The organism is Clostridium sp. Marseille-P299, assembly GCF_900078195.1.
Lineage (GTDB): Bacteria > Bacillota > Clostridia > Lachnospirales > Lachnospiraceae > Lachnoclostridium.
The window spans coordinates 533129-546983 of record NZ_FJVE01000007.1 but is presented as its reverse complement, the minus strand read 5'-3'; the positions used below and the strand labels follow the sequence as shown (position 1 = coordinate 546983).

The following is a 13855-nucleotide window of genomic DNA, read 5'->3' as shown; positions in this document are numbered from 1 at the left end:
TTTTGTAGTTACATAAAAAGCTTTACCTGCCTGAGGGACACTCCCTATAAAATATAAGTAATCGGTTCCCACAGAGGAAATATAACCTGATTGAATTGGAAATGATGTACATGTTCCAGTTACATATGCACCTACTGTAGATACGGTAAATGAATCCGTTTCAATTGTTACATATGGAACAACATTGTTGGTTTGGGTTAATAAATGGCTCTGAGTTATTTTAGTATCTGAGGATGGTGCCCCACTTGTCCAATAAAGATCATAACTACTTGCTGCATTAGCTGAAATATTAGTTGATGAAGCTATCGTTGCAGTTACAAGAGCTATCGCAAATATTTATATTCCCCTTTCATTCTTAGTTTTATAAAAATCGTTTGCAACCAATTTTTACATATATGTTAACTTAAGTAAACATACAAAATAGAATTCATACCATTCCTTCTGCAATCTATTAATCCTTTAATGTTCTTTATATTTACTTTGGTATCTACTATTATCAGTAATTAACAATTGTTAATTATAGAAATCAATAATAGTAGTCTACTGCTATCTAATAAAGTGTATTCTCTTTTCTATCTTTCTGTTCTTCATAAATCCCAAAATTAACATTATACTAAGTGCAACAAATTCAGCTGCAATGCAATAAGCAACTTGTTGCTGTTTTAAGACTATCATGACCAGCATAACAACAATTTCAATAAATAAGATTAACCTTGCTCGATTACCATATACCTTAACTTCCACTTGATTCAGTGGTTTATTCTTATCTTCCACTGGTGAAAGATAAAGGATTATACCAACTGCACATAAGGTAAGTCCTATACCAATACTGCTAGTCCAAGGTATTTGCTTGATACCAAAAAGTGCTGCTAACATGATTACAATAGAAAGAAGATAACAACGAAATTGTGTTTTCGCATGATATCCTCCTGCATAAGTTCTCAAAGGAATATATGCAAGCATAAACACAAAACTTTGCCATACCATTTTGAAAAGTAGACCAATCACTACGGTAGTTAAAAGATTAATTATCATGAGAAGTCCATGATGTAGACCGTACTCATATAACTCTTTATCTTCCGTAGTGATGATTCCACTATTGGTAAGCGATTCTGCAATCTTACCAGATAAATCAATTTTCATTAGAACTTACGAAGCTTGTCCGCACCTTGTGGTAATTTTGGTTGATGTCCTAACCACCAGCAAGTAGTACTAACATTTAATGTTGTTAACATTAAAGCAAAACTTGCTACAACACCACCAAATTTAAAAATTAAATTCTTCCCTCTAGTCTTCAAAGCTATACCCCCTTTCACAATTATTGGTAAATTTATTTTAACATATAAATTAGCATAATTTAAAAAATGTCGAAATTGCTATATTTTTATTCCGAAATTCGTAAATAATTACAATTAAGTATCATTATATTTGTTAAAATAACATATTTTGTTATATACTTATATGTTAAACATAATAAATTTTGTTATATACTTATGTGTTAAAATATATAAATACTATAATACATAATCATGAATTACATACGTCTCACATCGTCTTTTGATATCATTTAGATAAAAACTTTCACCGGTGCTTGATTCTATGTAATTTGAAGGAATAGATTCTTCTCCCACAGCACTCAAACTAATTTTAAAGTGTCTCTTTAATATTTCTTTTCCAGTAATATCAAAATAAAACTCTGTAACTTGCCCATTATAACCGATAAAGATTTGTCTTATGGTATCATATTCTCTTCTATTAATAGTTATAATATATCTTCCTACAATATCATTTACCCCTGGTTTTTCATCTTTAACATATAACTTCTCATCATTACCACAAGAGATAACTTTTTTCTTTTCTAAGTTGATCTTCATCCCATATTTGTCTTCACCGACACCCCAACGTTCCAAAAAATTATCATCCATAAATGACTGAAAAACGTTTACTCCTCCCTGTTCTTCCATTGCCGCTATAATCTTGATATGTGAATCAGTAACAGTTATATACTGAGTTAATTCATGAATGATATCCCCATACAACCCCATCAACTCTTTGAATTCTAAACATCGAATTCCATGAATACTTGCAAACCCTTTAATATAACTAATAATCTCAATTGCTTTCCTTTTATATTTTTTATCCACCACACAATACTCCGCTGAATATTGCTTAACCCCGAATCCTTGGTCTAATCCTTGCATTGCACGAACTTCAAAAGGTTGCGCTTCCATCTTTTTAATTGTTATGCAAGGTAAAATATCAGGAAATCTACTCATATATATAAAACCTCCCCTATTTTTTATATAAACACATCTTAGCACAAATAAAATTTTTCAAGGGGAGATTGTCGAAAAAACTATATAATGATTGCGATATTCATTCTTATTTATAGTAACGGATTGTATAGTAAAATATTTACAGAGAATAATTTATCATTATAATCAACATCTAATTTACCATTGTATTTATTAATGACATTTTCAACACTTGTTAGTCCTATACCATGATCATAAAAATCTTTTTTTGTTGTTAATAACTTTTTATTATTTTTTTCTATAATTCCATCAAATGAATTAACAATAGAAATATATAAAACTGAACGGTCAAGAACCATTTCAATTTGTAGATTTTTCTCATTACTTTTGTATAATGCCTCTATGGAATTATCCAACAAATTACCAAGAATTATATTTAAGTCAAAGGAGGATATCTTAATATTATTTGAAATATTAACTGTTGCCTCAACAGTAGTACCTAATTTCTTAGCCTCATAAATTTTATAATTTAGAATACTATCAACTTCGACATTTCCTGAGTTTATATACTCCGTGGAAACATCAATATAATCATAAGTGTGATTTAAATAATGAAGTAATTCTTGCTTTTTATCATTTTGAAGCATATATTGCATTGTATATATGTGATTTTTCATGTCATGTCGTAGCATTCTTATATTTTCACTTGATTCTTTAATTAAATTAAATTGATTTGCATAGGCCTCATTTTGCTGTTTTAATAAAACTTTTTCATATTTATCATCATAATACTGTATCATTGCATCGTATAAATAAAATACTAAGAAATTAATACCAAGCAACAAACTAACATTAATGGTAGTAGCCAATGAATTATATTTTGATACAAAAGCTGTTATAACAATCATAATACTACTTACGGGTATCATAAATATCGCTAACCAATGCAATCGATTCATCTTTGAATCTCTATTATTACTAGAAATTCTTTCAAGTATAAGCACTAATATAAAAAATAAAACATTGCTTAATATATTAGTAAAAGCTCTTATATTTTTTTCAGGTATAATATGAATAAAAATGTTATATGAAATACTATCAAGTAGCATACCTATAGAGTAGAACAACACTGTTGATATAATTCGAGTTGAAAGTTTCGCCTCATAAATAATAGTTAATAAAAAGAATAAAACAATATTCGTAACTAAATTTATGAATGGATTTGAAAAATAAATAGATAATGTACTATTTAAAATAAAAAAAATTGTAAAGGAAAAAAACTCTAATTTTTTATTTGTATTCGTTCGGTCAAAAAAAACACCCACTAATCTGTACAGAACATACATACGAAATAAGTTTGAAATTAAATATAATAAATCATTTACGTGTATCATATTTTTTACTCCCCACCTTTTCTACGTTTAATTAGAAAATCTCTTACTTCTTTTCTATAAGTTTGACTGATTGGAAGATGTACACCATTCGTAAACTTAATGCTGTCATACTGCGATTCCGAAACGTACATATAATTAATAAGATAGGATTTATGTATTAGTAAAAAATCTTTGTTAGGTACTCCTTTTTTGATATCTGCTAATTTCCCATAAAATTCGTATGTTTTATCAATCGATATAATACGTATCTTTTTATCATCACTTTCAAAATAAATGATTTCTTTGTAAGGTACTCTATAATAAATTTTACCTACATGAAATTCAAAAAATAAATTGCATCGACTCGACAATTGCATTGCAAGTTTTAATGTTTTACTTATCTTTTCTTTACAGATCGGTTTAATTAAAAAATTAAGCGGCCTAGTTTGGAACAAATCCATAGCGTAACTTTGCTTTGCTGAAATGTAAATTAGCTGTGTTACCTCATCGTGCATCTCTTCTCGAATACGTCGTCCTAAATCAACTCCATTCATTTGTTTTAATTCAATATCTAAGAATATTACATCAAATTTGTGTTCGTTTAAAATAAACCTACATAGTTCCTCCCCTGAATAAAACACCTCAACATCAATTTTATCAAACACTTCTTTTTGAAAATTTAAGATAATGTTTTCGATTTGCGAACAAATAGCTTGTTCGTCATCACAAATTGCAACTCTAAACATATCCCCCTCCCCAGTGATTCAATTAATTACAATTTATACTCTAATATAATATAGCATATTTTGTAATTTTTAGAAATATTTTTCCATGTTTTTTAGAAAAATATCTGGAAAGGAAAAAATCAGGAGATTCTACAAGACCTTTAAAGGCCATATAAGAATTTAAAGAACTTTAAATTACAGAAAAAACTTTTTTCATTTTATTTAATATTAAAAATTATTTATCACTTAATGGTTCATATATTTCAAATTTAAAATCATCTGCAATTTTAAAACATTGCTCTGATTCATCATAAATAAAATAGCCAGAAACGCCTCCAAGATATTGACCTCTATTATAATTTAGAGATATGCTTGTTTTAGCCTCTATGCGATGTAACTCGTCATTCCAATCCAATATATAATGGCCACTTTCATTACTTGGTATATACTCTGGTAAAGTACCTTCTTTTGCATAAGCAAATACTGTTCCATATTCAACATTACCAAGCATATCTACAACCTTACATGTTGCTATTCCAGATTGTAGTCCATCACTTGTAAGTAGCTCTGTTTCAAGCTCAAAGGATTCAACTTCTACTGTTATAAAACGTTCCATTTTCTCAATAAAATCTTCTATTTCATATTCCTTTAATGTTTCTAAATTAAATACTTTTATATGAGATTCCCATACACCTGTGCCGCCATAACCATACATATAAATAAATTCTTCTATTCCATCCCCAGTAATATCTTTTAAATAAAATTGGCCACTTGCACCTGCAAAATATCCAACTACAGGTGAATCAAAGGTAAAGGAGCCATTGGGACAAATAACAGTGGTTTTCGTGAAATCCGAACTTACATAAGCGATAATATCTTTATCCAAATCAGAGTAACAATAATATAATTTTCCATTCCAGTATTTCTCAGAAACCTGAAAATTTTCAAAACTTTTTATTTCATTCCACCATGCAAATTTCTCATATACAACCTTTTCAATATGATTAACCCCTTTGTTTAAATCTAATGTTCCAAGTGGCATAATACTGGATTGTAGCTTATTCATTTCTTTTGGTAGTATAATATTTTCCATATGATTTATACTGACAAATCGAATTTTCCCATTTGGTAGAATTCTAAAAGTAATTTCATCTTTTCCTATGTAGCACTCATCTTTTCCAATATAAAGTTCATCCTGAAGATATGCCATACTTTGAATCGTATAAATATTTTCTTCCTCATTCCTAGATATAACTTTTATATCGGATTCTTTCATGGAAATATCGCCGAAATAATACTGACCATATAACTCTTGCGTTAGAGCCTGAATATCACTTATGCTACCTGTTATTATCTCTTCCTCTGACAGTTCGATGATTTCTTTATCATTGTTATTTATGGTGAATTCCTTGTTTTTATTATTGATAGTTGATACTTTCATAGTTAAATTAATACGAACTGATACTATTATTATAAAAGTTACAACTATTAGTATTCCCAACCTCACTAAGGTTTTTTTTCTCACATTTAACCCCATCACTTACAATCCCCCTTATCCCCTTATTAAAAGTAATCTTATGTCAACTATTTTTTATAGATTTTACTCAATACACGTAATGTCTTAAAATAATCTCCTTATAAACAATGTACTTATAAATATTTATTTATAAACATCTACTTAAAGCAATGATATTACATGTAATATAATGTAAATAATCTAGTTTTGTAATTTTATTTCATATATATCTAAATTATAGAAAAAGAGATTGACATTCGTCAACCTCTTTCACCATTTTTTCCTAATTTATATTAGAAATACTTATTATTTACTTTTTACATATAGTTTTCCCTATTCATAGATTCATTGTTTAACAGGAATCCATATTTCACAGACTTAGGAATCACTATGCGTTATTAATATAATCCAAAGGTCTCGGCAACATTTAATACAAATAGAATGCCTTTTCCTGGTTCTTCAATCTTTAAACACTCTCTTATTGAATTAACAATTGAGTCTGTTATACTACTTTCAGATAAAATTAATACAATTTCTTTTTCTGGCTCTATATCCATGTTAAATAGTTTTTGAGTTTCATGTATTCCAGATCCTCTAGCATTAATAATTGTTCCACCTTTAGAACCAGCTTTTTGAGCTGCTTCAATCACTTCTTCAGCTTTCCCTTTTTCAACCACTGTAAAAATTGAATTATACATTGTTTTTTCTACACCTTCACTTTCTAAAACCTTATTATAGGTACAGCCTCTAGCACCCAAGAAATTTGCAACCGGAATGATAAATGCAATCCCATGCCTTGGTTTATGAAATTCAAGTTCTTTACTAATTATTTCAGTAGCGTTACGAATAATGCTTCGTTCACCAATGATTAAGACAATCTCTTTTCTGACATCATTAATTTCTAAAAATTCTAATAGTCTATTTTTAATAGTTCCTTTTCCTAATAGAATGGTTCCACCTGTAATTCCATTATGTTTGGCGATTTTCATTACTCGCCCTGCGGCTCCATAATTTACAATGATACAGAGAAGGTCATAATTTATATTTTCAATTGTGTCATTCATCTGCAACAATTCCTTTCTTCTTTGAATTATACTTAAAAATTAAGCCTAAAATTTGTAGAGCGATTAATGGAGTCAATGCAACCATTGCTATAATTCCAAATCCATCAATTAAAACATCCGCACTTACAATAGAATCCGCTGCACCTTGTGCAAAAGCTAAAATAAAGGTCGCTGTCATAGGTCCAGAAGCTACTCCTCCGGAGTCAAAGGCAATACCAACAAACAACTTTGGTGTAACTAGTGTCATAAGACATGCAATAATATATCCAGGTAATAAATAATGCCATAATTGAATTCCTGGTATTAAAATACGTATAATAGAAAGTGCAACTGCAACACCTACACCGATACATAATGAAAATAATACAACTTTTCTTTTTACATATCCACTCGTAACATCTTCAATCTGTCTTGTTAACACATATACAGCAGGTTCTGCTAATATTGTAACTAAACCTAATAAAAATGCAACTCCTATTATAATTAACTTATTATCATATAACGCTAATTGATATCCAACAATTGTTCCAACATCCATAAATCCTGCGTTAACACCAATTAAAAATATAACTAATCCTAAAAATGTATATATAATACCTTTTACAATTTTATGGAGTGCTCTTCTTGATAATTTAAATGAAATTTTTTGAAAAACAAAGAAAATGAGTACAATTGGTATTAAAGCAATAAAAACTTCTTTCGCAAGCCCAGGCGCTACATCAAGGAATGGATGAAAAAATGATGTATCAGCTGTCACTTCACTTTCTAAACTTGCTGTTATTTCACCTGTTTTAGACCAAATACTCATGATCATAACCGATAAAATCGCACCAGAGGATGCAATTGCTACTAAACCGAAACTATCCTTTTCTGATGCCTTACTATCTTTCTTCAATGTGGAAACACCCATTGCAAGAGCAAGAATAAACGGTACTGTTAATGCTCCAGTTGTTGCACCAGAAGCATCAAAAGAAATTGCTAAAAATTCTGGGGATACAAAAAAGGATAATATAAGAATCACTGCATAAATTGCAAGCAGAATCTTATATAAAGGTATGTTGTATACAATACGAATAAGCCCAAGTGCTAACATAATTGCAATACCAAGGGATACAACTATAAGAATGATTGATTTAGCAATTATACCTGAGGTAACAAACTCAACTTGACCTGCAAGTATATGTAAATCAGGCTCTGCTACAGAAACAAAAAAACCAAGTAATAAGCCTGCAATTGCAATAATCCATATTTTCTTACTTTTAACCATTGCAGAACCCATTAAGGAACCAATTGGTGTGATACCAATGTCTACACCAACTAATAATATCGATAATCCGAGGACAATAAACAAGCCTCCTAATAAAAACCTACCTAATGTCACAGTATCTAGAGGCACAAATGTGAAACTTAATAGTACTACAATTAATGTAATTGGTAATACTGAAAATAAAGCCTCTTTCATTTTCTCAAATAATGCATTCAATAATACGTCACTTCCTTTCCAATTATTCATGCTACGGCCAACTGCTAAGCTATTTGCTATTTATATAAGTTAAGACCATACCTCGTTATAAATTATATTTTTTTACATACTTAAAAAGTATATCACATTTTTTTTTAGATTGAAATATATTTTATATAAAATTAGCACAATTTTTATAAATAGATTTAGTATATATCTAATAGTATTCTTTTTTCTGAAATTTCCTTACCATGCTTATATTAAGTATTTCCATGTCATAAATTAGCTTTTATTAAGATAAATAGTTGTATTTTTCTTATTTTTCAAAAAATAAAGAATATTTACAAATTAAAAAGACCTTTGCAGATAGTTTATTTTATAATAATACTATTTGCAAAAGTCCATTTATTTTATTTCATAGCTTCTTTTATTTAATTTATCTTCTTTTTTTAAATAATCTTTTTTCTAATGAATCATCCCATAAGTAATTGCTCGTAATTTTCTTGTTGCTTCTGTCGTTCCAGAATTACATCTTTGAATAAAATACAGAAAAATTAATTTTTCTTCGGGATCTATCGTAAAATAATTTCCTGTCCAACCATCCCACCCATACTCATAGGTACTTGCATTCGTTGCTGCTTTCGCCTTATCAGTTAGAATCCTCATTAAATTTCCATAACTATAGCCTCTTATGGAATCCCAATTAAAAGATTTTTGTTGCGCATCGGTCAATTGAGGTGTTCTCATAAAACGAACTGTTTTTTTACCTAAAATACGTTTTCCTTTATACATTCCTTCATTTAACAACATTAATGCAAATTTTGAATAATCATTGATTGTAGAAACTAGTCCAGCTCCACCAGCTTCAAATGCTGGTTTTTTTGTAAAATCCGTCAAAGCGAGATTGTCTCCTTCGTAAGGTACTAATTTTTTTTGTTTTTCATCAAAGATATAATTTTGTGCAAATCGATTCACCTTATCCGCTGGAACATAAAAATCCGTATCCACCATACCAAGTGGATCAAATAATTCCTCTTTTAAAAACTCACCAAATTTTTTACCTGAAGCCACTTCTATCACTGCACCTAATACATCCGCAGATGCTCCATAAAGCCACTGTTCTCCTGGTTGAAATGCAAGTGGACATTCTCCCATTCGATTACAATATTCATAAGTTGTTCTATACTGACCCTTTGATGCATTACTTATATAGCTCTCAAATACAGCACCCATGCTTCTTTCAGCTACTGTATTATCTCCTGGATATACAATTCCAGAAGTCATATTTAACAAATCACGTATGGTTACTTCTCTCTCTACAGGAACAAGTGTATCATTTACACTTACCATTTGTTTTTTAAAAGATGGTAAATAGTTTGACACAGGTTCATATAAATCAATTATGCCTCGCTCAAATAATAACATAGCTGCTGCAGCAGTTACAGGCTTTGTCATGGAATATAGCCTGATAATTGTATCTCTTTTCATGGGTATCTTTTTTTCCATATCTGCATATCCAAAATCATTATAATAAATTTCTTTATCATCTTTGATTATACAAATACTTGCACCCGCAATATTTCCTGCTTGAATCTCACTATTAACAATTTCTGCTAACCTTTCTTTCATACAAATGAAACCCCTTTCGCATTCAAATTGTACACCTTTTAACCATCCATATTATAGCATTTACTGGAATATATTTCAATAATAGTTCTATTCCATTCCCTGCCCCACAGTGTATTAATTTCTTCAAATCCCATACGCATTATCTTAATTCGGATAAATAAGCATTTAGAAAATATCAAAATTACCTCTAATAATGGCAACTTTCTCAGATACCTTTAGTAGCATTACACTTATTATATAAAATAAAAGCCCAAGAATAATTTCACCAATCACTAAGCTAGTAATCTTAGTTAAATCTCCTCCTTCAAACAATAAATTTACTGCTCTAATACTTCTTGTTAAAGGAATTATATCCGTAAGTCGTTGTATCACACTTGGTAGCATAACCACTGGAAAATTTGCACCTGATAAAATAGCAAGTACATAGGACGCACAATTAAGCAATAAATGCATTTCACTTGAAACCATACCAATCATACTTAATATCATACCAAAACCGCTTGCTGAAAACATCGCAACAATAATGATTATCATCAGTAAAACCATGTTTACCTCATGAAAACTCACGTGAAAGATTGCTCCTCCAATGATAAAACCAAGAAATACACTAAAGAAGGATTCTATCGCCGGAAAAAATCCTTTTTGTAACACAGTTATTAGTTTATTACTAGGAGAAACAATTAAAGAACGTAATCTCCCGTAATACCGTTCCCCATTAAATGAAACACCAATGGTAAATACACAAGTTGAGGTGCATAAAAGGAATGCGTTTCCTACTACCCAATAAGTTAGTTGATTTGTTTGAAATCCAAAGGATGCCATCAAACAATACATGATCAATGTAAGTAATGGTATTGAAAATTTTAATAACAAAAATTCTTCAAAACGAAACTGTGAATTTTGTCCTTTGTAATAGAGCCAAGATTGCTCAAAAAATCTATGTATCATTAGCTTACCTCCAAAGTTGCACGAATTCTTACTTGATGATCGATTACTCTATAAAGAAGCGATATTCCAAATAAGTAAATTATATTGATAACCACTAAGACTAGAAATGTCCTCCAATAGACATAAAAATTAATATTCCCCTCAATACTCATCCGAATCAGTTTCACTGCCCAAGTTGGAGATAAACAATTACTTATTGGTATTATCCACTTAGGAAGCAAATCAATTGGAAATACAAAACCGCTAAGCAAAATAACAGGAATCTCAATACAATTCATATACAGTGTTGTTTTTCTTGAAAGAGTTAAGATATAAGCAATTACAATGGAAATTGTCATAAAGCATACAATGGCCGCACTCATTGAGATGATAAAATACCCAAGATTACCAAGAGATAAGTCCGCATGAAATAAAACTTTCGCAGTGATAAAGGAAATAAACAGTGTACTAAGAGCTAGTAATGTATTTCCTAAGATTTTCCCCCATATTATCAGTCGGAAATCTGCTGGCGCTGTATATATAATGGATAAGGTTCCACTCCACCGCTCACGATTAATGTCACCAGCAGATGAAAAGCAAATACAACTCCAAAGTCCCATTAATCCAGCACCCATAATGACATAACTTATAAAATTCTCTTTTCCGGAATTTTGAAACATATAATAAATTAAAATTGTATTTGCAATTGGATTCGCAATCAGACAAAAGCGAAACATAGATCTTTGAAATGAATTTTTCATCTGTAAAATCATCGTAGTAAGGATTACCTTTGATTTCATTTTAATTTCCTCCTACAAGTGCTATATAGACATCTTCAAGGGTAACTTCTTTTTCTGAAAGCTTTGTTTCAGGATGCTCCATTTTATAATTTGCTTTTAAATCCTTTGGGGTATCTAACGCAATTAATTTACCTTTATTAATAATTGCAATACGGTCACAAAGTTCATCCGCCTCATACATATAATGTGTCGTTAATAATATAGTTTTCCCTTGTTCTTTCAATTTTTTTATAATATCTCTTAACATTCTTGCACCTACTGGATCAAGTCCAACCGTAGGTTCATCCATAAATATAATTTCCGGATTATTAATTAAACCTCTTGCAATTTGTAAGCGTTGTATCATACCCTTGGAATACGTTTCTACTAAGAAATCTGCTTTCTCTGTTAAACCTACAAGTTCAAGAATATTTTCTATGTACTCTTCCCTATCTTTATGTGAAATTAGATAAATATTCGCAAAGTATCTTAAATTATCCCTTGCCGAAAGCCTTCGATACACTCCCATTTCACCACCGAAAATAAAATTGATTCGATTTCTGATTTTATTTTCTTCGCCAAAGGTGTTGTATCCAAGAACTTTACACTCCCCCTTAGTAGGTGCTAATAGTGTGATTAGCATTTTGATTGTTGTAGTTTTTCCTGCCCCATTTTGTCCAAGCAATCCAAAAACTTCTCCTCGTTTTACATCAAAGCTTAAACCGTCTACTGCTTTAACAACTTCTTTTTTTCGTTTTATCCATCCTTTACTTAAGCGATATTCCCGTGTAACATTATTCACTTGTATTACGGATTCCATATGCTCACCATCCTATTCTTTATTGTTCTATGTATATCTAATTAGATTATAATAGAATAACATATTTTTTTATTTTGTCAATTAGGATTTTGTATAAAGAATGTGTTATGCACATTCTCGTCGTTATTACGACTGACTTATAAAAAAAAGACTGTTGCAAACCAGTCTTTCATCTGTAACTTAAAACAGATAAATAAAGAACTAATTTGCAACAGTCTTTTTATTCTTCTCTACCAAGGGCTTGAGAAAACTTATCGATCAACTCTGCTCGCATTTTTTTATTTACACTATAATATTTTGAATTTTTAACTCTTTCCTCATGAATGATTCCGATACTTCTTAACTGTTCCATATGATGAGATAAGGTAGATGTAGCGATGGAAAGCTTTGCAGCTATTTCTTTTCCAATCATTGGACCGTTTGTTGATAATATCTCAAGAATCGAAAACCTTGTTTCATCCGCAATTACTTTTAGTATCTTTACAACATCTTTCGATTCTAGCCTATCTTCTTTTAAGCGATAGATTAAAAATTGATCCGTGTACATATAACGCACACTTTTATATGGTATAAAAACAGATGGCATAAAGTAAAAATGTTGATACGGACCACGTCGACCAAAAGTTTTCCCCATTATACGTTCCGAATATTCCAGTGGTTTAAGTTCACTTAATCCTTCTCTCGTTTTTCCTTCTTCAAGTAAAATAAGCTTAGAATAGGAGTCCATAAACTTATCAAATTGCTCTGTCCTAAGCTCATTTGCACAAGCAAAAATATCTCTTATAATTCGCTCTGTTTCTAAAAAAAGGTCTTCAAACACAAGATACGGAAAAGTTTCTTTTATATAGTTTAATTTATTGTATAGATCCACGATCTCATTTTGCGAATTCACAGCTTTTTTAATTTCTTTTATATCACCTTCTTGACCTAAGAAATGATAAATAAAAAATTCTTTCTCTGTCTTCAATAGATAATCTTCAAAGCTATCTAAAGTAAATTCTTTTAATTCACAAAATGATAGTAATTCTAAAACACCAATTGCAAAATAGGGATTTTCTTGGTGCAAACTATATAAATATCTATACTTTCTCTTTATATGATGAATGAAATCCTTATCATAAACTTCTTCATAAATCTCTTTATTTTTAACTTCTCCTAAGATACCTACTACTGCAAACAATAACTCAATTTCTTTGGAATAAATAAATGTACTATCCTGTTTGATATCTACAAAGATCATTTGGCACCCCCTTGCAGTTATCATAATATCACTAAAATTCTGACTTTACAAATCATTTTGTATCA

Annotated in this window: 13 protein-coding genes; all 13 read right to left on the bottom strand. The window is 30.0% G+C overall.

Annotation, left to right across the window (positions count from 1 at the left end; all coding sequences use genetic code 11):
* Positions 1–546: 546 nt before the first annotated feature.
* Positions 547–1143 carry an accessory gene regulator ArgB-like protein gene (locus BN4220_RS10610; RefSeq protein ID WP_066715891.1) on the bottom strand — a complete coding sequence of 199 codons (597 nt, stop codon included), beginning with the start codon at positions 1141–1143 and terminating at the stop codon, positions 547–549.
* Positions 1143–1298: a cyclic lactone autoinducer peptide gene (locus tag BN4220_RS20080; protein WP_148401726.1), complete on the bottom strand. Its 156-nt coding sequence runs from the start codon at positions 1296–1298 to the stop codon at positions 1143–1145. Before BN4220_RS20080 ends, BN4220_RS10610 begins: the two co-directional genes overlap by 1 nt.
* Before the next feature lie 216 nt (positions 1299–1514).
* Positions 1515–2276 (bottom strand): hypothetical protein, encoded by a 762-nt coding sequence (locus BN4220_RS10605; RefSeq protein ID WP_066715889.1) that lies wholly within the window; start codon positions 2274–2276, stop codon positions 1515–1517.
* 110 nt (positions 2277–2386) lie between these two features.
* On the bottom strand, positions 2387–3649 hold the full coding sequence (locus BN4220_RS10600; RefSeq protein WP_066715887.1) for a sensor histidine kinase: 1263 nt from the start codon (positions 3647–3649) through the stop codon (positions 2387–2389).
* 5 nt (positions 3650–3654) lie between these two features.
* Positions 3655–4374 (bottom strand): LytR/AlgR family response regulator transcription factor, encoded by a 720-nt coding sequence (locus BN4220_RS10595; protein WP_066715886.1) that lies wholly within the window; start codon positions 4372–4374, stop codon positions 3655–3657.
* Between the two features lie 214 nt (positions 4375–4588).
* Positions 4589–5890, bottom strand: coding sequence for a hypothetical protein (locus BN4220_RS10590; protein WP_066715881.1), 1302 nt, complete (start codon positions 5888–5890; stop codon positions 4589–4591).
* Between the two features lie 377 nt (positions 5891–6267).
* Complete coding sequence (locus tag BN4220_RS10585; RefSeq protein WP_066715880.1) at positions 6268–6933, bottom strand: P-II family nitrogen regulator; 666 nt, start codon at positions 6931–6933, stop codon at positions 6268–6270.
* A complete protein-coding gene (locus BN4220_RS10580; protein ID WP_242867781.1) occupies positions 6926–8446 on the bottom strand; it encodes a DUF1538 domain-containing protein in 1521 nt (506 codons plus the stop codon). Before BN4220_RS10580 ends, BN4220_RS10585 begins: the two co-directional genes overlap by 8 nt.
* Positions 8447–8860: 414 nt before the next feature.
* Positions 8861–10024, bottom strand: coding sequence for a serine hydrolase domain-containing protein (locus tag BN4220_RS10575; RefSeq protein ID WP_066715879.1), 1164 nt, complete (start codon positions 10022–10024; stop codon positions 8861–8863).
* 165 nt (positions 10025–10189) lie between these two features.
* Positions 10190–10972, bottom strand: a complete 783-nt coding sequence (locus tag BN4220_RS10570; RefSeq protein WP_066715878.1) for an ABC transporter permease — start codon at positions 10970–10972, stop codon at positions 10190–10192.
* Complete coding sequence (locus BN4220_RS10565; protein WP_066715876.1) at positions 10972–11751, bottom strand: ABC transporter permease; 780 nt, start codon at positions 11749–11751, stop codon at positions 10972–10974. Before BN4220_RS10565 ends, BN4220_RS10570 begins: the two co-directional genes overlap by 1 nt.
* Position 11752: 1 nt before the next feature.
* Entirely contained in the window at positions 11753–12550 is a 798-nt protein-coding gene (locus BN4220_RS10560) for an ABC transporter ATP-binding protein (RefSeq protein ID WP_066715875.1), read from the bottom strand.
* A gap of 220 nt (positions 12551–12770) precedes the next feature.
* Entirely contained in the window at positions 12771–13790 is a 1020-nt protein-coding gene (locus BN4220_RS10555; RefSeq protein ID WP_066715874.1) for an ArsR/SmtB family transcription factor, read from the bottom strand.
* Positions 13791–13855 lie beyond the last annotated feature (65 nt).